This is a genomic window from Actinoallomurus bryophytorum (assembly GCF_006716425.1).
GTDB lineage: Bacteria > Actinomycetota > Actinomycetes > Streptosporangiales > Streptosporangiaceae > Actinoallomurus > Actinoallomurus bryophytorum.
Genome location: NZ_VFOZ01000001.1, coordinates 1,271,213 through 1,292,724 on the forward strand (window position 1 = coordinate 1,271,213; position 21,512 = coordinate 1,292,724).

Genomic DNA, 21,512 nt, shown 5'->3' on the forward strand with positions numbered 1-21,512 from the left:
TCTCAGGAGCGGGCCGCCTCGGTGGCGAAGTGGCACGCGCTCGGGTGCGGTGAGCCGCTGCCGGTACGCGGCTCCAGCGCGGGCTCCTCGCGGGCGCAGAGATCCTCGGCCTTCCAGCAGCGTGTGCGGAACCGGCAGCCGGACGGAGGGTTCGTCGGGCTCGGCACGTCGCCCTCCAGGACGATCTGCCCGCTGGGCCGCGTGGGGTCCGGCACCGGGACGGCGGACAGCAGCGCCTGGGTGTACGGGTGCGTGGGGTGGTCGTAGATCTGCTCCTCGTCGCCGATCTCGACGATCTTGCCCAGGTACATCACCGCGACGCGGTCGGAGATGTGCCGGACGACGGCGAGGTCGTGGGCGATGAAGACGTAGGACAGCCCGAACTCCCGCTGCAGGTCGGCGAGGAGGTTCATGACCTGGGCCTGGACCGAGACGTCGAGCGCGGACACCGGTTCGTCGCAGATGATCACGTCGGGGCGCAGCGCGAGGGCGCGTGCGATGCCGATCCGCTGCCGCTGTCCGCCGGAGAACTGGTGCGGGTAGCGGTTCACGTGGTCGGGTTCGAGTCCGACGATCTCCAGCAGCTCGCGTACCCGGGTCGACCGGCCGCCCTCGGGGTCGCCGTGGATCGCGAACGGCTCGCCGACGATGTCGCCCACCGTCATCCGCGGGTTGAGCGAGGTGTATGGGTCCTGCATGACCATCTGCATGCGGCGGCGCAGCCGGCGCAGCTCCGAACGGGAGAGGGCGAAGATGTCGCGGTCCTCGAAGTGCACGCTGCCGGAGGTCGGCCGCTCCACTCCCATCAGAAGCCTGGCCAGCGTGCTCTTGCCGCAGCCCGACTCGCCGACCAGGCCGAGCGTCTCGCCTCGGCGCAGCTCGAAGGAGACCCCGTCGACCGCCTTGACCTGCCCGACCTGGCGCTGGAAGACCACGCCCTGGGTCAGCGGGAAGTGCTTGGTCACCGCCTGGACGGAAAGGATCTCATCGGCCATCGGAGACCTCCTCCGCGTAATGGCACGCACTTCGGTGCGGCCCCCGTGGGGGCGCCCCGGACCGGGCTCCGGACCGGTCAGGGGCGCCCTCACCGTCCCGTACGAGACGGAGTTCGGGAATCTCACCCGAACAGCGCTCTCTCGCACGGGGGCAACGGGGATGGAAGGGACAGCCTGCGGGAATGGCGACGAGGTTCGGCGGGGCGCCCTTGATCGGCGTCAGCTGACGGTCGCGCACGTCGATGCGCGGCACGGACGCGAGGAGGCCCTCCGCGTAGGGGTGTGCGGGCCGGGCGTACAGGTCGTTCACGTCGGCCTCCTCCACGACGCGGCCGGCGTACATCAGGGCGATGCGGTCGGCCACGCTGGCCACCACACCGAGGTCGTGGGTGATCAGGATGAGGCCCATCGCCATCTCGCTCTGCAGCTCGGCGAGCAGCTTCATGATCTGGGCCTGCACGGTGACGTCGAGCGCCGTCGTGGGCTCGTCGGCGATCAGCACGTCCGGCTCCAGGGCGAGCGCCATCGCGATCATCACGCGCTGCCGCATGCCGCCGGAGAACTGATGGGGGAAGTCACCCGCCCGCTCGGCCGCCGACGGGATCCGCACCCGGTCCATCAGGTCGACCGCGCGCTTCCGCGCCTCCGTACGCGACACCTTGCGGTGCACGATCAGCATCTCGGCGATCTGGTCGCCGACCCGGTGCACGGGGTTCAGCGCCGACAGCGCGTCCTGGAAGATCATCGCGATCTGCGCGCCCCGGTAGGCGCGGCGCTTCTTCTCGGGCAGGCCCAGCAGCTCGGTGCCGCGGAACCGTACCGAGCCCTTCGTGATGTGGGCGGGCGGCGTGTCGAGGATGCCCATCACGGCCTGAGCGCTCACGCTCTTGCCGGACCCGGACTCCCCCAGGATGGCGAGCGTCTCGCCCTCGTGGAGCGTGTAGGAGAGCCCGTTGACCGCCGGCACGGACGCACCGCGCGAGCGGAACTCCACGTGCAGGTCCTCGACCTCCAGGAGCGGGCTCATGATGGCGTTCCCCTCGTCGTCGCTCATCGCAGCTTCGGGTCCAGCGCGTCCCGTACGGCGTCGCCGAGCAGGAGGAAGCTCAGCACGGTCGCGGTCAGGAACACGGCGGGATAGATGAGCAGGTAGGGGTAGTCGGTGAAGATCTCCTGCGCCTGGCTGAGCTGCAGTCCCCACGACACCGTCGGGTACTGCAGGCCGACGCCGAGATAGTCGAGCGTGGCCTCGTAGCCGATCACCACGCCGACGTTGAGCATCGCGTAGACGAAAACGGGCGCGACGGCGTTCGGCAGGATGTGGCGGGCCATGATGCGGGCATCGCGTGCGCCGAGCATCCGCGCGGCCTGCACGTAGTCGGCGTCGCGCACCGACAGCACCTGGCCGCGCATCAGCCGCGTCATCGTCGGCCACCACAGCAGGCCGAGCACGAACGACTCGGAGAACATCCCGTGCGAGGGGAACGCGGTCAGGATGACCACCGCGCCGAGCAGCAGCGGCAGGCCGAAGAAGATGTCGGTGATCCTGGACAGCACCGCGTCGAGGATCCGTCCGTAGTAGCCGGAAAGGGAGCCCAGCACGATGGCGAGGGCGATCGCGATGCCGGTCACCAGGAAGCCGACGACGATCGGCGCGCGGGTCCCGTGCACGATCTGCGCCCAGTAGTCGCAACCGTGGCTGTCGGTGCCGAACGGGTGGGCGCCGCCCGAGAAGGGGTTCCACGAGGCGGGCCGCAGCTTGGCCTGCCGGACGTCGCACTTGTCGTTCGCACCGAGGCCCGTGAACAGCGACGGGAACGCCGCGAGCAGCCCCATGAAGGTCAGGATCACGACCGCGACCCAGAACGTCACCCGGCGGCACAGCTCGCGCCAGGCGTCGCTCCACAGCGACGCGGACGCGCCGTCGACCACCGCCCCGGTCTGCGCGGTGGCGGCGATCTCGGTCGTGTCACTCATGGGCCCTCCTTAGCCGGAGGGGTGACCTGCTCTCACTCATAGCGGATCCTCGGGTCGAGGACGCCGTACAGAACGTCCACCGCGAGGTTGGCGAACAGGTAGACGAGTACGAGAAGCGTGGCGATGCCCACGACCGTGGGCCCGTCCTTGATCTGGATGGCGGTGTAGATCTGTCCCCCGATCCCGGGCAGGTTGAAGATCCCCTCGATGACGATCGCCCCCGCCATCAGCGAGCCGAGGTCGACGCCGAGAAAGGTGATCACCGGGATGAGTGAGTTGCGCAGCGTGTGCCGGATCAGGACGCGCCGGCGGGTCAGTCCCTTGGCGACCGCCGTGCGCACGTAGTCCGCGCGGGAGTTCTCCACCAGGCTGGTCCGGGTCAGCCGCGCGATGTAGGCGAGGCTGGTCGAGCCGAGCACGATCCCGGGCAGCAGATAGCTGTACGGCCAGCCGTCGTCGATCCCGGCGGTCGGGAACCACCCGAGCTTCAGGCCGAACAGCAGCTGCGCGGAGTAGGCCAGCACGAAGACCGGGATCGCGATGATGAGCGTCGTGCCGCTCAGCACCACGGTGTCGGCGATGCCGCCCTTGCGGCGCCCGGCCCAGACGCCGAGGGCGATGCCGATGACCAGCTCGAAGATCCACGCCGTGACGGCGAGCCGGGCGGTGACCGCCCAGTCCGCCTTCATCACGTCGGACACGGGCTGGCCGGTGAGGGTCTCCCCGAAGTCTCCGTGCACCAGGCCCCACAGGTACTGCCCGTACTGGACGATCAGCGGCTGGTCCAGGTGGTAGTGGTGGCGCAGGGCCTCGTACACCGAGGGCGGCATCGGCTTGTCGCCGCCCAGGACCCGGATCGGGTCACCGGGCAGCGCGAACACCGCGAGGTAGATCAGCAGAGTGGTGCCGATCAGGACCGGCACCATCTGCAGCAGGCGCCGTACGACGTAGCGCCACACGCTACTTGACCGTCACCTGGTCAAGGTGAACGAGCGTGGTCACGTACGGGTCGACGTGCACGTCGCCGATGTGGCTGGAGCGACCGGCCTGGTCCTGCCAGTTCCACAGCGGAGTGGTCGGCAGGTCCTTCAGCACCAGGTCCTCGGCCTGCTGGTAGTACTGCTGGGCTTCCTGCGGGGTCTTGGCGGCGTTGGCCTTCATGATCAGAGCTTCGCACGCCGTGCCGTCGTACCCGCTGCGGCTCGGCTTGCTGCAGCGCGGCGTCAGGTAGTCCTCCGGGCTCGGGTAGTCCATCGTCCAGTTGCTGCGGTACGGCCCGGTGCCCTTGTGGTCGACCAGCTTGCTGATGTAGTCCGACGCCTGGACCTTGTCGAAGGTGATGTCCTTGATGCCGAGGTTCTGCTTGAGCTGGTTGGCGACGTCGGTCATCCACTGCTCGTACGTCGGGTCGGCGTTGGAGAACATCAGGTGCAGCGTGCCCTTGTAGCCGCCGGCCTGGTCGTAGAGCTGCTTGGCCGCCTGGGGGTTGTAGGTGCACGTGTCGCCGCACGCGTTGGCGCGGTAGCCGGGCACGATCGGCGCGAGCAGGGAGCCGCTCGGCTTGAAGGTCCCGTTGTAGACCGCATTCACGATGGCCTGCCGGTCGATCGCCATGGAGATCGCCTTGCGCAGGTCCGGGTTCTTGAAGGCCGGGTCGTAGAGCGGGAACTCCAGGAAGTCCATGGTGCCGCTCGGCACGCTCAGGAAGCGGTCGCCGAGGAGACGCTTGGCCTCGGGCACCTTGGCCGCCGGGATCTGGGTGTCGAAGTCGACGTTGCCGGCCCGCAGGTCGGTGTACGCGGCGTCGCGGCTGGCGTAGGTCTTGAAGATCACGCCCGCGGACTTGGCCGGGCGGGGACCCTTGTAGCCGTCGTACCTCTTGGTCTTGATCTGGCGGTTGTGCTCCCAGGAGCCGTCCATCATGAACGGCCCGTTGCCGATGGGCTTCTGCTCGTACGCCTTGAGGTCGGTGAAGGCGGCCTTGGGCATCGGCGCGGTGCCGATGTAGGACAAGATGTAGGGGAACTGGCTGAACGGCTGCTTCAGCGTCACCTGCAGGGTCTGCGGGTCGACGACCTTGAGGCCCTTGAGCGTGTGCGTCTTGGGCTTGCCGCTGTCGGGGTTGAGGTCGTCGTAGCCGTCGATCGTCGACAGGTAGTAGTTGCCGCCCCAGGCGTTCGTCGCGTCGGCCGTGGCGTTCCAGGCGTCGGCGAAGCTCTGCGCGGTCACCGGCTCGCCGTTGTGGAAGGTCAGACCCGGCTTGATCTTGATCGTCCAGACCTTCTGGTCGGTCGAGGTCACCGACTCGGCGTCCTGCGGCACCGGCTTGCCGGTCGAGTCGAGCGTCATCAGCGTGTCGAACAGCGCGGTCTCGACGCTCAGGCCGTAGGAGTCGTTCGTGTTGCCGGGGATCAGGTGTTCCGGCTCGATGTTCGCGAACGTGAAGGTCTTGGGCTTGTCGCCCGACCCGCCCCCGCCACCACCGCAGGCCGACGCCGCCAGCGCGACCGCGACGAAGCCGACCAGCATCCCCTTGACCTTCATCAAGCCTCCATGTGCGCCGCAGGTGGGAGTTACCTTGGCCAAGGTGCGGCAACAGGCGGAAGATCTTTGCCGAAAATGTTTCGAGATTGAAATATTCCTACCAGTGGTGGGCGGCGAACAAAAACGTACCGAAGATGTCCGTCGCGCGGGTCCCCGTTCGTCGGTCGGTTGCCGACACAAAGGAGGAAGTCATGCGTTACATGCTCTTGATCTGCGGTGACGAGTCCGTGGTGCCGACCAACGAGGAGAGTGAGGACATGCGTACCTCGGCGATCTCGTGGGTCGAGGAGATGGACGGACGCGGAGTCCGCCTCCAGGGCTCGCGGCTGCGGCCGGTGAGCGAGGCCACGACCATCCGTGTACGCGACGAGCAGGTGATGGTCTCCGACGGGCCGTTCGCGGAGACGAAGGAACAGATGGGCGGCTACGACCTGATCGAGTGCAAGGACCTCGACGAGGCGATCGAGATCGCGTCCAAGCACCCGGTCGCCCGGTTCGGCTCGGTCGAGATCCGGCCGTTCTGGGGCGAGTGACGTACACGGCCCGGGAGGAAAGGGGGACGTTCCCGCCTCCCGGGCCGTGAGCTCTCTGGAGCCCTTCGGCTCTCAGCCCCGGGTGGCCGCCCTGAGCAGGTCGGCGTTGAGGCGGGAGATGGTCTCCAGCGGGATGCCCTTCGGGCAGACCGCCGTGCACTCGCCGGTGTTGGTGCAGCCGCCGAACCCTTCGGCGTCCATCTGGGCGACCATCGAGGTGACGCGGTCATGGCGTTCGGGCTGGCCCTGCGGCAGCAGGCCCAGGTGGGTGACCTTCGCGGCGGTGAAGAGCATCGCCGAGGCGTTCGGGCAGGCCGCGACGCAGGCGCCGCAGCCGATGCAGGTGGCGGCGTCGAAGGCGTCGTGCGCGTCGGCCCTCGGCACCGGGAGGGCCGCTGCGTCGGGCGCCGAACCCGTCGGGGCGCTGACATAGCCGCCGGCCTGGATGATCCGGTCGAACGACGAGCGGTCCACGACCAGGTCCTTGATGACCGGGAACGCCGCCGCGCGCCAGGGCTCGATCGTGATGACGTCGCCGTCCTCGAAATGGCGCATGTGCAGCTGACAGGTGGTCGTCGCCTGCTGCGGGCCGTGCGGCGTACCGTCGATGACGAGCGAGCACATGCCGCAGATGCCCTCACGGCAGTCGTGGTCGAACGCGACCGGATCCTCCCCGTCGAGGATCAGTCTCTCGTTGAGGACGTCGAGCATCTCCAGGAAGGACATGTCCGGCGAGACGTCGTCCAGTTCGTACGGAACCATCCGCCCCTTGTCGGCCGCGTCCTTCTGCCGCCAGACCTTCAGTGTGAGCTTCACCTGTACGACCTCTGGACCATCTTCACGTTCTCGTACTCCAGGTTCTCCTTGTGGAGGACCGGGGGCTCCCCGGCGCCGGTGTACTCCCAGGCCGCCACGTAGGCGAAGTTGTCGTCGTCGCGCAGGGCCTCGCCCTCCGGCGTCTGGGACTCGGCGCGGAAGTGGCCGCCGCAGGACTCCGTGCGGTGCAGCGCGTCGACGCACATCAGCTCGGCCAGCTCGAAGAAGTCCGCGATCCTGCCCGCCTTCTCCAGCGCCTGGTTGAGCTCCTCGTTCTCCCCCGGCACCTTGACGCCGTTCCAGAACTCCGCGCGCAGCTCGCGGATCCGGTCGATGGCCTTGCGCAGGCCCTCGTCGCTGCGTTCCATGCCGCAGTACTCCCACATGAGCGCGCCGAGCTCGCGATGGAAGGAGTCCGGCGTACGGTCGCCGTCGACCGACAGGAGCCGTTCGATGCGGTCGGTGACCGCCGAACGGGCCGCGACGACCGCCTCGTGGTCGTCGCCGACCTTCGGCAGCGGCCCGCGCGCGAGGTAGTCGCTGATGGTGTTCGGCAGTACGAAGTAGCCGTCGGCCAGGCCCTGCATCAGCGCGGACGCGCCGAGCCGGTTGGCGCCGTGGTCGGAGAAGTTCGCCTCGCCGATGACGAACAGGCCCGGGATGGTGGACTCCAGGTCGTAGTCGACCCACAGCCCGCCCATCGTGTAGTGCACGGCCGGGTAAATGCGCATCGGCACCTCGAAGGGGTCCTCGCCGGTGATGCGCTCGTACATCTCGAACAGGTTCCCGTACTTCTCGGCGACGGCGTCGCGGCCGAGCCGCCCGATCGCCTCGGCGAAGTCGAGGTAGACCCCGAGGCCACCGGGGCCCACGCCGCGGCCCTCGTCGCAGACGTTCTTGGCGGCGCGGGAGGCGATGTCGCGCGGCACGAGGTTGCCGAACGACGGGTACAACCGCTCAAGGTAGTAGTCCCGTTCGTCCTCGGGGATGTCGCCGGGCGCACGGGTGTCGCCACCGCGCAGGGGCACCCAGACGCGGCCGTCGTTGCGCAGCGATTCTGACATCAGCGTCAGCTTCGACTGGTGCTCGCCGCTCTGCGGGATGCAGGTCGGGTGGATCTGGGTGTAGCAGGGGTTGGCGAACAACGCGCCCTTGCGGTGGGCCCGCCAGGTCGCGGTGACGTTGCAGCCCTTGGCGTTGGTGGACAGGAAGAAGACGTTGCCGTATCCGCCCGAGGCCAGCACGACGGCGTCGGCGGTGTGCGTCTCGATCTCGCCGGTGACCATGTCGCGCGCGACGATGCCGCGTGCCACGCCGTCGACGGTGATCAGCTCGAGCATCTCGTGGCGGGTGAACATCTCCACGGTGCCGGCCGCGACCTGCCGCTCCAGCGCCTGGTACGCGCCGAGCAGCAGTTGCTGGCCCGTCTGCCCGCGAGCGTAGAAGGTCCGGGACACCTGCACGCCGCCGAAGGAGCGGGTGTCCAGGAGTCCTCCGTACTCACGGGCGAACGGCACGCCCTGCGCCACGCACTGGTCGATGATCTCGACGCTGACCTGCGCGAGGCGGTAGACGTTCGACTCACGTGACCGGTAGTCGCCGCCCTTGACGGTGTCGTAGAAGAGCCGCTGGACGCTGTCGCCGTCGTTCCGGTAGTTCTTGGCGGCGTTGATGCCGCCCTGCGCGGCGATGCTGTGCGCACGTCGCGGGCTGTCCTGGTAGCAGAAGGACTTGACCTGGTAGCCCAGCTCGCCCAGTGTCGCGGCGGCCGAGCCGCCGGCCAGGCCGGTGCCGACCACGATGACCGACAGCTTCCGGCGGTTCGCCGGGTTGACCAGCTTTCCGCCGAAACGCCGCCTGTCCCAGCGCTCCTCGATCGGCCCGTCCGGCGCCCTTTCGTCGCGGATCGGCGCGCCCTCGGTGAACAACTCGGTCATGACACCACTCCGATCGTGACGAAGACCGGCACGGACACGAAGCCGATCACGAGCAGGGCCGCCACCGTGTCCGCGAGCAGCCGCAGGCCGCGGTAGCGGCCCTGCCGTCCCCAGCCGAGCGTCTGGAAGGCGCTCCACAGGCCGTGCCGCAGGTGCAGCCCGACCATGACCACGGCGACGACATAGAAGACCGTGACGTACCAGTGGGAGGGGGCGAAGTCGGCGACGACCTTGTCGTACGGCTCCGCGCCGCCGCCCTTCGGGTTGACCGCGCCGAACGTCAGGTCCAGCAGGTGCCAGATGACGAACAGCAGGATGACGACACCGCCGTAGCGCATGACGTGCGTGGCGTACCGGTGCTCGTGCGCCGCGGGGCGCGCCGCGTACCGGACCGGTCGTGCCTTGCGTGCCCGGCGGGCGAGCGAGACCGCCGACCACATGTGCAGGATCACCGCGGCGGTGAGCACCACCTCGGTGACGGTCAGGAAGACGCGGTGCGGGAGGGCCGGTTCGCCGATCGTGCGCAGCCAGTGTGCGTAGTGGTCGAACGCGTCGCGCCCCAGGAAGATCTTGAGGTTGCCGGCCATGTGGGCGACGAGGTACAGCACGAGGATCGCCCCGGTCACCGCCATGACGGCCTTCTTGCCGACGGACGAGCCGTACAGCCTCCGCGGAAGCGCCCGGGGAGGCGTCACCCGCGGAGGAGGGGGCACCGTGCTGGATCTGGTCGACACGTCTCGGAAGCTATGCCTGGATCCGTCGGTGCGTCCAAGACATGATTCCGCTCGATTCGATAGCCGTAGGCTATGAAGCGTGCAGCTACAGCAACTCGCCTACTTCGTCGCGGTCGCGGAGGTGAGGCACTTCACACGCGCGGCGGAGACGCTGCGGGTGGCGCAGCCGTCGCTGTCCAAGCAGATCAGGACGCTGGAGGCCGAGCTCGGCGCGCCGCTGTTCAGCCGCGCACGGGGCAACATCGCGCTGACGCCCGCCGGTGACGCGCTGCTCCCGCTGGCGCGGCGCATCCTCGCCGACGTGGAGACGGCCCGGCGCGAGGTACAGGACCTCACCGGCCTGCGCCGCGGGCGGGTACGTCTCGGCGCCACCCCCTCGCTGTTCGCGGGCCTGCTCGCCGACGCGCTGGCCCGCTTCCGCGGCCGGTATCCCGGCATCGAGCTGCGCGTGGACGAGGGCGGCTCACGCGACCTCGTACGCGACCTGGCGCGCGGGCACCTCGACCTGGCGTTGATCATCCTGCCGCTGCAGAGCACGGACCCGGCGCTGGAGACCACGCCGATCCTGCGCGAGAACCTGGTCGTCGTCTCCCCTGCCGCGGACGCGCCGAGGCATTCACACCTGCGTATCGAGGACCTGCGCGGGCAGCCGCTGGTGATGTTCCGGCAGGGATATGACCTGCGCGAAGCGACCCAGGCGGCCTGCCGGCAGGCCGGCTTCGAGCCGACGTTCGCGGTGGAGGGCGGTGAGATGGACGCCGTCCTGCGCTTCGTCGAGGCGGGACTCGGGCTGGCCGTGGTGCCCTCGATGGTCCTGTCGGGCCGGCCGGGCCTGGCCGGCACGCCGCTGGCACCACCGGGCCTGCAGCGCACGATCGCGCTGGCGCACCGCAAGGACGTCCATCCGACGCACGCCGCGCGGGCGTTCCGCGAGACGCTGCTCGGGTTCCTCACCGACGCCGAGACGCGCGGCGAACTCCCGCCGGGCGTCCACCGCACCGGTCCGGCCGGAACCGGCTGAGGCGAAGGGATCGCTGCCGAGCGCCCTCCCGTACGGCTCCCGCACCCGCGGTCGAGGGTCACGATCGGTGTACGCGGAACGCCTGCGAGGACCCGCATGGCGGGCGGTCACGCGGGTCCCCCGGCATCAGCCGGAGATGACCTCCACGTCGGGGGCGAACTCCCGCAGTGCCCGGCCCAGCCGGTGAGGGGCGATCCGCCAGCCGCCGAGCCGGGTCGAGACCAGTCGCGGGCGGTCCTCGCGCTCGGGCGCCCAGCCGCGCAGCGCCACCGCGCCCCGGCCGGCGGAGCCACCCTCGGCCGAGTGGAACTCGATCGCGGTGACCTCCGCCCAGTCGAACCACTCACCCTTGGCGCGCCGGCCCGACGGGCACCAGTACACGCCCCGCTCGGCGACCGCGAAGGCGACTGCCCCGCGGACCACGCGGCGCACGGCCACGGCGGCGAAGACGAGCAGACCCAGGCCCGCGAGCGGCATCAGCCACTGCGCGCCGTACACGACCCAGTCCCAGGGGTTCAGGTGCGGCCCGGGACGCCAGTTCAGCCGGGCCGGACGCCCGGTCACGCCGATCACGAACCCGACGATGAGCGCCACGCCGAGTACGGCCGGGATGACAGGCCCCCACCAGGCATGACGCACGACATAGGCTCCCGGCCCGAAGGCACTCCGGCCCCGCATCGACACTCCCGTCACAGACGTCTCGGTCTCTGGCCCCGCATCGTAGTGAGGCGGAAGCGTCTCGTGTGGCGTTCCCGCGAAGGGGTGGCCGGCCTCACCACCCCGCCTACACAACCGGACACCTGCCGTGAAACCATCACGTCCAGGGTGATAATTCACATAAGGAGATCCAGGTCCGACTGATCGCAAACGGTGCTGCCTGCCCGCGGGTTAGTGGGGAGTTTCACATTCGGTGACCGCGACTCGTATCGCGGCCGTGACAACTCCCTAATAACGTATGAGCGCCCCTGAACAGAGGAGAGGCTCGAGCACCAGGCAGCCCTCCCAGGTGGTGTGCCTTCGATGGAGATTCCCGCATGACGCAGACAACGGTGGACGCGCCGTCCAAGGATCGGGCCCAGATCCCGGCGCGCACCCTACGCAAGGACCGCTACTGGCTCAGTCCGCTCACGACGTTCGCGTTCTTCACGGCCTGGGTCGTGTACGCGACGGTGCGGTCGATGATGGGCAGTAGCTTCTGGGTGGAGAAGTATCACTATCTGACGCCCTTCTACTCTCCGTGCGTCAGCAAGGCGTGCCCGCCCGGAGCGGCGGACTTCGGCAGGTTCGTCCCGGCGCACCTGCCGTTTTTCATTCCGTACGCGCTGATCTCCCTGCCGTTCCTGCTGGGATTCCGGCTGACCTGCTACTACTACCGGAAGTCCTACTACCGGGCGTTCTGGCTGACGCCGTCGGCCTGCGCGGTGCCGGACAAGAGCCCGGCGCACAAGACCCCCGGCAAGTACACCGGTGAGACCCGTCTTCCGCTGATCCTGCAGAACGTCCACCGCTACTTCTGGGTGATCGCCGGCCTGATCTCCCTCGTCAACACCTGGGACGCGATCAACGCCTTCCACGGCAAGGACGGTGGGTTCGGCATCGGGCTCGGCACGCTCATCCTCTGGGTGAACGTCATCATGCTGTGGGGCTACACCCTGTCCTGCCACTCGTGCCGGCACGTCATGGGCGGGCGGCTCAAGACCTTCTCCAAGGCTCCCGTCCGCTACTGGATGTGGACGCAGGTCAGCAAGCTCAACACCCGGCACGGACAGTTCGCGCTGATCACGCTCGGCACGCTCGCGCTGACCGACGCGTACGTCGCGCTCCTCGCGCACGGGGCCTTCTCCGACCTGCGGATCTTCAACTAAGGACCACCTCAAGTGACTGAAATCGAAAGGCTGCAGTTCGACGTCGTGGTCATCGGCGCCGGTGGCGCCGGCCTGCGCGCCGCGATCGAGGCCCGGCTGCAGGGCAAGAAGACCGCGATCATCTCCAAGTCGCTGTTCGGCAAGGCCCACACGGTCATGGCCGAGGGCGGCGCCGCCGCGGCGATGGGCAACGCGAACCCCAACGACAACTGGCAGGTCCACTTCCGCGACACGATGCGCGGCGGCAAGTTCCTCAACAACTGGCGCATGGCGGAGCTGCACGCCAAGGAGGCGCCGGACCGCGTCTGGGAGCTGGAGGCCTGGGGTGCGCTCTTCGACCGCACCAAGGAAGGCAAGATCAGCCAGCGCAACTTCGGCGGTCACGAGTACCCCCGCCTGGCGCACGTCGGCGACCGTACCGGCCTGGAGCTGATCCGCACCTGCCAGCAGAAGATCGTCTCCCTCCAGCAGGAGGACCACAAGGAGTTCGGCGACTACGACGCGCGGCTGCGGGTCTTCTCCGAGACCACGGTCACCCGGTTGCTGAAGGACGCCGACGGCAAGATCTGCGGGGCATTCGGCTACATCCGTGAGACCGGCAAGTTCGTGGTCTTCGAGGCGCCCGCCGTCGTGCTGGCCACCGGCGGCATCGGCAAGTCCTTCAAGGTGACCTCCAACTCCTGGGAGTACACCGGCGACGGCCACGCGCTCGCGCTGCTCGCCGGCGCCTCGCTGATCAACATGGAGTTCGTGCAGTTCCACCCGACCGGCATGGTCTGGCCGCCGTCGGTGAAGGGCATCCTCGTCACCGAGTCCGTACGCGGTGACGGTGGCGTGCTGCGCAACTCCGAGGGCAAGCGGTTCATGTTCGACTACATCCCGGACGTCTTCAAGGACAAGTACGCGACGACCGAGGACGAGGCCGACCGCTGGTACGAGGACGCCGACAACAACCGGCGCCCACCCGAGCTGCTGCCGCGTGACGAGGTCGCCCGCGCGATCAACTCCGAGGTCAAGGCGGGCCGCGGCTCTCCGCACGGCGGCGTCTTCCTCGACATCGCCTCCCGGCTCAAGCCCGAGCAGATCATCAAGCGGCTGCCGTCGATGCACCACCAGTTCAAGGAGCTGGCCGACGTCGACATCACCGCCGAGCCCATGGAGGTCGGCCCGACCTGCCACTACGTCATGGGCGGCGTGGAGGTCGACCCGGACACGGCCGCGGCGCTCGTCCCCGGCCTGTTCGCCGCGGGCGAGGTGTCCGGCGGCATGCACGGCTCCAACCGTCTCGGCGGCAACTCCCTGTCCGACCTGCTGGTCTTCGGCCGCCGGGCCGGTCAGGGCGCGTCGGAGTACGCCTCGTCGGTCACCGTCGAGGTGCCCGAGGCCGAGGTCGAGGCGGCGATGGCCGAGGCCCTGGAGCCGTACGGCCGTGACGGCGGGGAGAACCCCTACGCCGTCCACCAGGAGCTCCAGCAGACGATGAACGACCTCGTCGGCATCATCCGGCGCGAGGGAGAGCTGGAGCAGGCGATCGAGGCGCTCGGCAAGCTGCGCGAGCGGGTCGGATCAGTCTCCGTCGAGGGCGGCCGGGGCTACCACCCGGGCTGGCACCTGGCCCTCGACCTGCGCAACATGGTGCTCGTGTCCGAGTGCGTCGCGAAGGCGGCGCTGGAGCGCCAGGAGAGCCGTGGCGGTCACACCCGCGACGACTACCCCGCGATGTCGCCCGAGTGGCGCAAGCTCAACCTCGTGTGCCGGCTCGGCGACGGCTCGAACGGCTTCGTCGACCTCAAGCACCAGGACATGGAGCCGATGCGCGAGGACCTCATCGGACTCTTCGAAGTCGACGAGCTGAAGAAGTACCTGACCGAGGGTGAGCTCCCCTCTGAGGAGAACTGACATGGGCTACAAGGCGAAGTTCAAGGTCTGGCGCGGCGACGGCGGCGAGGGCGAGCTCAAGGACTACGACGTCGAGGTCAACGAGGGCGAGGTCGTCCTCGACGCCATCCACCGTCTGCAGGCCACCGAGGCGCCGGACCTGGCCGTCCGCTGGAACTGCAAGGCTGGCAAGTGCGGTTCGTGTTCGGCCGAGGTCAACGGCCGCCCGCGCCTGATGTGCATGACGCGGATGTCGACGTTCACCGAGGAGGAGACGGTCACCGTCACGCCGATGCGCACCTTCCCGGTGATCCGCGACCTGGTCACCGACGTCTCGTACAACTACGAGAAGGCGCGTGAGGTCCCGTCCTTCGACGGCGGCGACGTCAAGCCCGGCGAGTTCCGCATGCAGCAGGTCGACGTGGAGCGCAGCCAGGAGTTCCGCAAGTGCATCGAGTGCTTCTTGTGCAACAACACGTGCCACGTCATCCGTGACCACGAGGAGAACAAGGAACACTTCGCCGGTCCGCGTTTCCTCATGCGGGTGGCCGAGCTGGAGATGCACCCCGCGGACGTGGCCGACCGCCGGGAGATCGCCCAGGAGGAGTTCGGGCTCGGGTACTGCAACATCACCAAATGCTGCACCGAGGTCTGCCCGGAGCACATCAAGATCACCGACAACGCGCTGATCCCGATGAAGGAGCGCGTGGTCGGCCGGCGTTACGACCCGCTGGTCTGGCTCGGTTCCAAGATCGGCATCGTCAAGCGCGGCCAGGAGACGCCGAAGGCCTGACGGTTCCGCGTAAGACGCCCGGCCGGACCCGTTCCGGCCGGGCGTTCTGCTATCCGGTCAGGACCACGACACGGGGCCGTACCGTGATGTCCAGTCCACCTCCCGGGTTGGGGCACGCGCTCAGCGTCGCCTCGTGCGCCTGCGCGATCGAGGCGACGATCGACAGGCCCAAGCCGGCGCCGTCGGCCGTTCCCGTGCGCGGCGCGTGCAGGCGGCGGAACGGCTCGAACAGCTCCGGCACCCGCTCGGCGGGCACGACCGGGCCGGTGTTGCGCACGGTCAGCCCCTGCTCCGGCGACATCTCCACCCGCACCTCGCCGCCCGGATGGTTGTAGCGCACCGCGTTGCTCAGCAGGTTCGTGACGAGCTGGGTCAGCAGCACCCCGTCGCCGACGACGGTCAGCGGGCGGGTCTCCAGCCGGATCGCGATCCCGCCCTCTTCCGCGGCCGCCCGTAGCCGGTCGGCCGCCTCCCCCACGATCTCGTCGAGCCGTACCGGCTCGCGCGCGTCCAGGCCGCGTTCGCCGCGCGCCAGCGTGAGGAGCCCGTCGATCAGTCGTTCGGAGCGCCGGTTGGCCTCGAGCAGTTCTCCGCGCATCCGTTCGACCTGCTCCGGCGAGGCGTCCGCGAGACCGATCTGGATGGCCGCCCGCTGGATCGCGAGCGGGGTCCGCAACTCGTGCGAGGCGTTGGCGATGAACCGGCGCTGGCTCTCCACCGCGCGTTCCAGCCGGGCGAGCATGGCATCGAAGGTGTCGGCCAGCTCCTTGAGCTCGTCGCGCGGCCCCTCCAGGGCGATCCGCTCGTCCAGGTTGGACAGCGACAGCCGCCGCGCGGTGGCGGTGATGTGGTGCAGCGGTCGCAGCACCCGCCCGGACAGCCACCAGCCGGCGACCACCGCGATGGCGGCCAGCACGACGATCGCGATGATGGTCACGCCCCACTGGTAGGACAGCGCCGAGTCCCGCAGGATGGCGGCCGTCCGCCCGGGCGAACCCGGGGGGAACTCCTCCGGCTGCCGCCCGTAGAGCACATCGCCGGGTGGCGGCGGCGCCGCCACGCCCCACGGCGGCCGCACGTCCCTGGCGGAGACCGCGATCATCGTCACCTTGTGGTTCAACGCCCGTCCGAGCAGCAGGTTCACGACGACGAGCAGGAGGGTCGCGGTGAGGAGGAACAGCCCGCCGTACAGGGCGGTCAGCCGCACCCGTACCGTCGCCGGCGGGCGCATGCGCCTCACAGCCGGTACCCGCTGCCGGGCACGGTCACGATGACCGGCGGTTCGCCGAGCTTGGCACGCAGCTTGCTGATGGTGACCTTGACCACGGTGGTGAACGGGTCGGTGTTCTCGTCCCACGCGCGTTCGAGGAGCTCCTCGGCGCTGACGGTGGATCCCTGGGCGCGCATGAGCACCTCGAGCACGGCGTACTCCTTACGGGACAGCGGAAGGTAGCGGCCGTCGCGCGAGGCCTGGCGGCGCGGCGCGTCGACCACGATGCCGGCCCGGCGCAGCACCGGCGGGAGCGAGGGCTGGCTGCGCCGCCCGAGGGCGCGCACCCGGGCGAGCAGTTCGGCGTACTCGAAGGGTTTGGGCAGGTAGTCGTCGGCGCCGATGTCCAGGCCGCGGACGCGCTCGTGCACGGCGCCGGACGCGGTGAGCATGAGGATCCGCACCCGTGCGCCGCCCTCGGACAGTTCCCGGCACACGTCGTCGCCGTGCAGCCCGGGCAGGTCGCGGTCCAGGACCAGGACGTCGTAGTCGTTCACGGACGCGCGTTCTAAGGCGGACGTGCCGTCGTGAACGACGTCCACCGCCATCGCATGCCGGCGCAGGCCCTCGGCGACCAGCTCGGCCAGTGCCCGCTCGTCCTCGGCGACCAGTACCCGCATGGACTCATTTAGTACGGACGCGCCATAAGAGGAGGGTTAACGATTGCGGTCACTCCCGCGAAACCCCCCGATCCGTACACCTGAGTCGGCGGTAACCGACCCAAGGGAGTGGACAGTGATCCGATTCAGGCAGACGGCCCTTCTCATCCCCCTCGCCCTGTTCGCGCTGAGCGGCTGCGGCGGAGGCGGAGGCGGCGCCGCGCCGTCCAGCTCGGCGAACGCGGAGGACTCGCAGGTGAAGTTCGCCCAGTGCATGCGGCAGCACGGTGTGCAGGTCGAGGATCCCGAGCCGGGCCAGCCCGGTGTACGGATGCGGGTCCACAGCACGCAGGGCAAGCAGCAGATGGACACCGCGATGCAGGCGTGCCGCAAGTACAACCCGATGAAACCGATGGATCCGAACGACCCCCGGGCACGCGACCAGATGCTCAAGATGGCCCGGTGCCTGCGCGCGCACGGCGTGCAGATCGCCGACCCGCAGCCCGGCCATGGCGTCCAGATCCAGGTGAAGAAGGGCGACACGAAGACGCAGCAGGCGATGGAGACCTGCCGCAAGTTGTACCCGCCGCGCGGCGCCAGCCCGAAGCCGACCGGGGGCAACTAGCGATGAGCGTTCGCGAGGAGAGCCAGATCACGATCGGCGGCGAGGACGACCCGGCGAAGAGCACGGCACGACGGGCCGGGAAGCGGCGCCTGGTGATTTGCGGGATCGCCGTCGCGGCGGTCGCCGCCGCCGGGACCGCGGTCGCGCTCACCGGCGGGTCGAGCAGGAAACCGCCGAGCGGCGCTGCGCCGGCCACCGCCGACATCGTGCGCACCGACCTCACCGACCAGACCCAGGTCGATGGCACGCTCGGCTTCGCCGACTCCTACACCGTGTCCGGCAGCGGGCGTGGCCGCCTGACGTGGCTGCCGGACGAGGGCCGCACGATCCGGCGGGGCAGGCGCGTCTACGAGGTGGACTCGCGCAAGGTGCCGCTGTTCTACGGCGCCGTCCCGTTCTGGCGTACGCTCCGCTCCGGCGTGTCCGGCGGACGGGACGTACGTGAGCTGGAGAGCAATCTCACGGCTCTCGGCTACGGCGACGACGTCACGGTGGACGACTCGTTCACCGCCGCCACCGCCGCGGCCGTACGGGACTGGCAGGACGACCTGGGCGTCAGCCGGACCGGCGCGGTCGCCCCCGGTGACGTCGTCATCGAACCCGGCGCCGTCCGGATCAAGAAGGTCGGGGCCTCTCTCGGCGGGCCGGCCGGCGGACAGATTTTGACGGCGAACGGCACGGCACACCAGATCACCGTCCAGCTGCCGGTCAACCAGCAGGAGCTCGCCGTCGACGGCGCCAAAGTGGGAGTGGAGCTGCCGGGCGGCAGGACGACGACCGGCCACATCTCCTCGGTCGGCACGGTGGCGACCGCGTCGTCCGACTCGGACGACCAGAACCAGGCGGGCCAGGACACCGAGACCGCCACGGTTCCGGTGTACATCACGCTCGACCACGGCTCCTCGGCCGGCCACCTGGACGGGGCGCCGGTCACGGTCGGCTTCACCAGCAGCACGCACAAGGGCGTCCTGGCCGTGCCGGTACAGGCGCTGCTCGCCCAGGCCGCCGGCACGTACGCGGTGGAGGTGGTCGACTCCGCCGGGCGGCACACGGTCCCGGTCGAGCTCGGCATCTTCGCCGACGGCAAGGTCGAGGTGTCCGGCTCGGGCCTCACCGCGGGCATGAAGGTGGAGGTGCCCCGCTCATGAGCGACCCCGCCGTGGTGGCGCTGGAGGCCACCACGAAGGTCTACCCGGGCGGCGTCCACGCGCTTCGCGAGGTGTCGCTGACCATCCGGCGCGGCGAGATGGTGGCCATCGTCGGGCCGTCGGGCTCGGGCAAGTCGACGCTGATGCACCTGATGGGCACGCTCGACCGGCCCACCTCGGGGCGGGTACGGCTGCTCGGCCACGACGTCGCGACGCTTCCCGACCAGGGGCTGTCCGCGGTACGCGCGCACTGGATCGGCTTCGTGTTCCAGCGGTTCTACCTGACGGCTCACCTGTCGGCGCTGGACAACGTGGCGACCGCACTGCTGTACGACGGGACCCCGCCTCGGCGGCGTCGTCGCCTCGCGCGTACGGCACTGGAGCGCGTGGGACTGGGCCACCGGCTGACCCACCGCCCGCACGAGCTGTCGGGCGGTGAGTGCCAGCGCGTCGCGATCGCCCGCGCCATCGCCGGCCGCCCGGCACTGCTGCTGGCCGACGAGCCGACCGGCAACCTGGACTCGACCGCCAGCGCCGGAATCGTCGACATCCTCACCGACCTGCACCGCGAGGGCAGCACCATCGCGATGATCACCCACAACACGGAGCTGGCCGACGCGATGCCGCGACGCGTCGAGATCCTCGACGGCCAGGTCCTCAGCGACACCGGCACCCCGGTGCGTACCTCGGAGGTAGCACCATGACGCACGCCGTCCTTCCCTCGCCGGAGTCCGCGGAGACCCGGCTGCCGGATCCGTCGCGATCGCGCTCCGGCGACCTGGCCAAGGCGGGGCTCAGCGGTCTGCGGGCGCGGCCGCTGCGCGCCGGCCTGTCCGCGCTGGGAATCGCCATCGGCATCGCCGCGATGGTGTCCGTGCTCGGCATCAGCGCGGTCAGCCGTGCCGGCCTGCTGGCGCAGATCAACCGGCTGGGCACGAACCTGTTGACCGCCGCCCCGGGGCAGACGATGTTCGGCGACAACGCCACGCTGCCCGTCGAGTCCGTCGCGATGACGAGCCGCATCGCCGGGGTGAGGTCGGCCTCCGCCGTCGGCACGGTGCCGCACGCCACCGCACGGCGGACCGACAAGATCGACCCGGAGGAGACCGGCGGCATCGCGGTGAGCGCCGCGCGCCTGGACCTGCTGTCGACGCTGGACGGCTCGGCGCGGTCCGGGGCGTACCTGAACAGCGCGACCTCTCGATATCCGTCCGTGGTGCTCGGCGCGGTCGCGGCCGAACGCCTGGGGATCGACCGTGCCGGGCAGCGCGTCTACATCGCGGGCCGCTGGTTCACGGTCGTGGGGGTGCTGAACTCACTCCGCCTGGCACCGGAGATCGACCGCTCGGCGCTGATCGGCTGGGACATGGCCGCGAAGCTGGGATTCGACGGCCACCCGACGACGGTCTACGAGCGTTCGACGGACGCCGCCGTCTCTTCCGTCCACGATCTGCTGGCGGCCACCGTCGACCCGGAACACCCCGACCAGGTGGAGGTGAGCCGCCCGTCGGACGCGCTGACGGCACAGCTGGCCGCCAAGTCCGCGTTCAACGCCCTCTTCCTGGGCCTGGGCGCCGTGGCACTCCTGGTCGGCGGCGTCGGGGTGGCCAACATCATGGTCATCTCGGTCCTGGAACGCCGCCAGGAGATCGGCCTCCGCCGCGCTCTGGGCGCCACCCGCCGCCAGATCCGCCTGCAATTCCTCACCGAGTCGGTCAGCCTCTCCCTGCTGGGCGGGGTGGCCGGTGTCCTCCTCGGCGTGACGACCGCCTTGGTCTACGCCATGCATCGAGGCTGGCCCCTGGTACTACCGGCCGAGGCCATCGCGGGGGGTGTGGCGGCGGCGGTGGTGGTCGGCGCCGCCGCCGGCCTCTACCCGGCCCGCCGCGCCGCCCGCCTCACCCCGACCCAGGCGCTGGCGACGTCCTGACCAGGGGACGGCGTGCAGTGATGGACCTTCCCGAACCGCCCTTGAGCGATTCAGCCGGTCCAGGAACCGGTCGCCGGCGTAGCCGCCTGCCTGCCGGATTCGTCCCTGTCGCCCCACGGGGGAGCGGCGATCCGCGCAGGGCCAGGCCGGCCTGGTGGCCACTGATACCGAACCGGCACGGCATGGTCATGTGAACTGAGGCCCCCAGCGGTCTAGCCTTTGACGGTGGCAGCCGAGGAGACCGAGATGTCCAACCCCCACGACGAATCAGGGCGTCGCCCCCCACCACCGCGCCAGGGCGAGCCCTACTCGTCGTACCCAGGCGGGCCGCCGTACGAAGGCGAGCCGCAGCCCTATCCAGGCCATCAGTCTCACCCAGGCGAGCATGGGCCGTACCCAGGTCCCCCGCAACAGCCTGGCGCCCCCTGGCAGGGCGGGCCCCCACCGCAGCACCCGGTGGGTCCGCCCGGTTATCCGTCCGCCAGGGGCAAAGGACTGCTCGGCGCCCTTTTCGACATCAACTTCGACGAAATGGTCAGCACCCGGCTGATCAAGGCTTTCTATGTGCTGGCCATACTCCTGATCAGTCTGACCTCGCTGTTCATCCTCCTGGTCGGACTGTGGGCTCTCCAGTTCGGCTGGGGCCGTTACTTCGGCATCTTCCTCGTCCCCGCAGCGCCTCTCCTGTGGCTGTTCGAACTCGTCGTCGTCCGGATGGTCCTGGAGTTCGTGATCAACCAGTTCAAGATCACGGAGCATCTCAAGGCGATGCGGGAGCGGGAGGGGCTGCGCTGATCCCTGTCCGGGGCGCGCGCGTGGGCGTTAGGCTCGCGGAGGCAACGGCGGA

The 21,512-nt window shown here is 69.6% G+C and carries 21 protein-coding genes; 10 read left to right on the top strand and 11 right to left on the bottom strand.

Going from position 1 to position 21,512, the window contains the following annotated elements; translation table 11 throughout:
• Positions 1 to 2: 2 nt before the first annotated feature.
• From FB559_RS06050 to FB559_RS06070, 5 genes are read right to left on the bottom strand one after another with little or no spacing between them, the layout of a single operon-like run.
• Positions 3 to 995: an ABC transporter ATP-binding protein gene (locus FB559_RS06050; RefSeq protein ID WP_141954155.1), complete on the bottom strand. Its 993-nt coding sequence runs from the start codon at positions 993 to 995 to the stop codon at positions 3 to 5.
• The gene (locus FB559_RS06055; RefSeq protein ID WP_221639900.1) at positions 985 to 2,049 is read right to left on the bottom strand and encodes an ABC transporter ATP-binding protein; all 1,065 of its coding nucleotides are present in this window, start codon (positions 2,047 to 2,049) and stop codon (positions 985 to 987) included. Before FB559_RS06055 ends, FB559_RS06050 begins: the two co-directional genes overlap by 11 nt.
• Positions 2,046 to 2,972 carry an ABC transporter permease gene (locus tag FB559_RS06060; RefSeq protein ID WP_141954157.1) on the bottom strand — a complete coding sequence of 309 codons (927 nt, stop codon included), beginning with the start codon at positions 2,970 to 2,972 and terminating at the stop codon, positions 2,046 to 2,048. Before FB559_RS06060 ends, FB559_RS06055 begins: the two co-directional genes overlap by 4 nt.
• Before the next feature lie 32 nt (positions 2,973 to 3,004).
• A complete protein-coding gene (locus tag FB559_RS06065; protein ID WP_141954159.1) occupies positions 3,005 to 3,931 on the bottom strand; it encodes an ABC transporter permease in 927 nt (308 codons plus the stop codon).
• A 1-nt stretch (position 3,932) separates the two neighbouring features.
• Positions 3,933 to 5,516: a peptide ABC transporter substrate-binding protein gene (locus FB559_RS06070; RefSeq protein WP_141954161.1), complete on the bottom strand. Its 1,584-nt coding sequence runs from the start codon at positions 5,514 to 5,516 to the stop codon at positions 3,933 to 3,935.
• A 191-nt stretch (positions 5,517 to 5,707) separates the two neighbouring features.
• On the opposite strand from FB559_RS06070, the gene FB559_RS06075 reads away from it, so the two are divergent.
• Positions 5,708 to 6,049, top strand: a complete 342-nt coding sequence (locus tag FB559_RS06075; RefSeq protein ID WP_141954163.1) for a YciI family protein — start codon at positions 5,708 to 5,710, stop codon at positions 6,047 to 6,049.
• 72 nt (positions 6,050 to 6,121) lie between these two features.
• Here the strand turns inward: FB559_RS06075 and FB559_RS06080 are convergent, their stop codons facing one another.
• Genes FB559_RS06080 through FB559_RS06090 form a run of 3 tightly spaced genes read right to left on the bottom strand, consistent with a single transcriptional unit; the run spans position 6,122 to position 9,536 of the window.
• Positions 6,122 to 6,865, bottom strand: a complete 744-nt coding sequence (locus FB559_RS06080) for a succinate dehydrogenase/fumarate reductase iron-sulfur subunit (protein WP_141954166.1) — start codon at positions 6,863 to 6,865, stop codon at positions 6,122 to 6,124.
• Positions 6,862 to 8,802 (bottom strand): fumarate reductase/succinate dehydrogenase flavoprotein subunit, encoded by a 1,941-nt coding sequence (locus FB559_RS06085; protein ID WP_141954168.1) that lies wholly within the window; start codon positions 8,800 to 8,802, stop codon positions 6,862 to 6,864. The genes FB559_RS06080 and FB559_RS06085 overlap by 4 nt, the downstream gene beginning before the upstream one ends.
• A complete protein-coding gene (locus FB559_RS06090) occupies positions 8,799 to 9,536 on the bottom strand; it encodes a succinate dehydrogenase cytochrome b subunit (RefSeq protein WP_141954171.1) in 738 nt (245 codons plus the stop codon). The genes FB559_RS06085 and FB559_RS06090 overlap by 4 nt, the downstream gene beginning before the upstream one ends.
• Positions 9,537 to 9,615: 79 nt before the next feature.
• Here FB559_RS06090 and FB559_RS06095 point away from each other — a divergent pair, with 79 nt between their 5' ends.
• Positions 9,616 to 10,557: a LysR family transcriptional regulator gene (locus FB559_RS06095; RefSeq protein WP_141954173.1), complete on the top strand. Its 942-nt coding sequence runs from the start codon at positions 9,616 to 9,618 to the stop codon at positions 10,555 to 10,557.
• A 126-nt stretch (positions 10,558 to 10,683) separates the two neighbouring features.
• Here FB559_RS06095 and FB559_RS06100 read toward each other — a convergent pair whose 3' ends face one another.
• Positions 10,684 to 11,196, bottom strand: coding sequence for a hypothetical protein (locus FB559_RS06100; RefSeq protein WP_141954176.1), 513 nt, complete (start codon positions 11,194 to 11,196; stop codon positions 10,684 to 10,686).
• Between the two features lie 395 nt (positions 11,197 to 11,591).
• On the opposite strand from FB559_RS06100, the gene FB559_RS06105 reads away from it, so the two are divergent.
• The 3 genes from FB559_RS06105 to FB559_RS06115 are packed head-to-tail and all read left to right on the top strand — an operon-like array spanning position 11,592 to position 15,093.
• Positions 11,592 to 12,422: a hypothetical protein gene (locus FB559_RS06105; RefSeq protein ID WP_141954178.1), complete on the top strand. Its 831-nt coding sequence runs from the start codon at positions 11,592 to 11,594 to the stop codon at positions 12,420 to 12,422.
• 12 nt (positions 12,423 to 12,434) lie between these two features.
• Positions 12,435 to 14,321 carry a fumarate reductase/succinate dehydrogenase flavoprotein subunit gene (locus tag FB559_RS06110; protein WP_141954180.1) on the top strand — a complete coding sequence of 629 codons (1,887 nt, stop codon included), beginning with the start codon at positions 12,435 to 12,437 and terminating at the stop codon, positions 14,319 to 14,321.
• 1 nt (position 14,322) lies between these two features.
• Complete coding sequence (locus tag FB559_RS06115) at positions 14,323 to 15,093, top strand: succinate dehydrogenase/fumarate reductase iron-sulfur subunit (protein ID WP_141954183.1); 771 nt, start codon at positions 14,323 to 14,325, stop codon at positions 15,091 to 15,093.
• 49 nt (positions 15,094 to 15,142) lie between these two features.
• Here the strand turns inward: FB559_RS06115 and FB559_RS06120 are convergent, their stop codons facing one another.
• Together FB559_RS06120 and FB559_RS06125 are read right to left on the bottom strand one after the other, a co-directional pair.
• Positions 15,143 to 16,324: a sensor histidine kinase gene (locus FB559_RS06120; RefSeq protein WP_141954185.1), complete on the bottom strand. Its 1,182-nt coding sequence runs from the start codon at positions 16,322 to 16,324 to the stop codon at positions 15,143 to 15,145.
• Between the two features lie 5 nt (positions 16,325 to 16,329).
• Positions 16,330 to 16,983: a response regulator transcription factor gene (locus FB559_RS06125; RefSeq protein ID WP_141954187.1), complete on the bottom strand. Its 654-nt coding sequence runs from the start codon at positions 16,981 to 16,983 to the stop codon at positions 16,330 to 16,332.
• A gap of 115 nt (positions 16,984 to 17,098) precedes the next feature.
• Here FB559_RS06125 and FB559_RS06130 point away from each other — a divergent pair, with 115 nt between their 5' ends.
• From FB559_RS06130 to FB559_RS06150, 5 genes are all read left to right on the top strand, one after another.
• Positions 17,099 to 17,587 (top strand): hypothetical protein, encoded by a 489-nt coding sequence (locus FB559_RS06130; protein ID WP_141954189.1) that lies wholly within the window; start codon positions 17,099 to 17,101, stop codon positions 17,585 to 17,587.
• A 2-nt stretch (positions 17,588 to 17,589) separates the two neighbouring features.
• Positions 17,590 to 18,735 (top strand): efflux RND transporter periplasmic adaptor subunit, encoded by a 1,146-nt coding sequence (locus FB559_RS06135; protein WP_141954191.1) that lies wholly within the window; start codon positions 17,590 to 17,592, stop codon positions 18,733 to 18,735.
• A complete protein-coding gene (locus FB559_RS06140) occupies positions 18,732 to 19,439 on the top strand; it encodes an ABC transporter ATP-binding protein (protein WP_141954193.1) in 708 nt (235 codons plus the stop codon). The genes FB559_RS06135 and FB559_RS06140 overlap by 4 nt, the downstream gene beginning before the upstream one ends.
• Positions 19,436 to 20,665, top strand: a complete 1,230-nt coding sequence (locus tag FB559_RS06145) for an ABC transporter permease (protein WP_141954195.1) — start codon at positions 19,436 to 19,438, stop codon at positions 20,663 to 20,665. Before FB559_RS06140 ends, FB559_RS06145 begins: the two co-directional genes overlap by 4 nt.
• A 456-nt stretch (positions 20,666 to 21,121) precedes the next feature.
• Positions 21,122 to 21,460: a DUF4282 domain-containing protein gene (locus FB559_RS06150; protein WP_141954197.1), complete on the top strand. Its 339-nt coding sequence runs from the start codon at positions 21,122 to 21,124 to the stop codon at positions 21,458 to 21,460.
• Positions 21,461 to 21,512 lie beyond the last annotated feature (52 nt).

Excerpts from the sequence above, each read along its gene's own strand:
- FB559_RS06050 (WP_141954155.1), bottom strand. The coding sequence starts at position 995 with ATGGCCGATGAGATCCTTTCCGTCCAGGCGGTGACCAAGCACTTCCCG.
- FB559_RS06105 (WP_141954178.1), top strand. The coding sequence starts at position 11,592 with ATGACGCAGACAACGGTGGACGCGCCGTCCAAGGATCGGGCCCAGATC.
- FB559_RS06055 (WP_221639900.1), bottom strand. The coding sequence starts at position 2,049 with ATGAGCGACGACGAGGGGAACGCCATCATGAGCCCGCTCCTGGAGGTC.
- FB559_RS06085 (WP_141954168.1), bottom strand. The coding sequence starts at position 8,802 with ATGACCGAGTTGTTCACCGAGGGCGCGCCGATCCGCGACGAAAGGGCG.
- FB559_RS06075 (WP_141954163.1), top strand. The coding sequence starts at position 5,708 with ATGCGTTACATGCTCTTGATCTGCGGTGACGAGTCCGTGGTGCCGACC.
- FB559_RS06135 (WP_141954191.1), top strand. The coding sequence starts at position 17,590 with ATGAGCGTTCGCGAGGAGAGCCAGATCACGATCGGCGGCGAGGACGAC.
- FB559_RS06140 (WP_141954193.1), top strand. The coding sequence starts at position 18,732 with ATGAGCGACCCCGCCGTGGTGGCGCTGGAGGCCACCACGAAGGTCTAC.
- FB559_RS06145 (WP_141954195.1), top strand. The coding sequence starts at position 19,436 with ATGACGCACGCCGTCCTTCCCTCGCCGGAGTCCGCGGAGACCCGGCTG.
- FB559_RS06120 (WP_141954185.1), bottom strand. The coding sequence starts at position 16,324 with ATGCGCCCGCCGGCGACGGTACGGGTGCGGCTGACCGCCCTGTACGGC.
- FB559_RS06060 (WP_141954157.1), bottom strand. The coding sequence starts at position 2,972 with ATGAGTGACACGACCGAGATCGCCGCCACCGCGCAGACCGGGGCGGTG.
- FB559_RS06115 (WP_141954183.1), top strand. The coding sequence starts at position 14,323 with ATGGGCTACAAGGCGAAGTTCAAGGTCTGGCGCGGCGACGGCGGCGAG.
- FB559_RS06125 (WP_141954187.1), bottom strand. The coding sequence starts at position 16,983 with ATGCGGGTACTGGTCGCCGAGGACGAGCGGGCACTGGCCGAGCTGGTC.
- FB559_RS06070 (WP_141954161.1), bottom strand. The coding sequence starts at position 5,516 with ATGAAGGTCAAGGGGATGCTGGTCGGCTTCGTCGCGGTCGCGCTGGCG.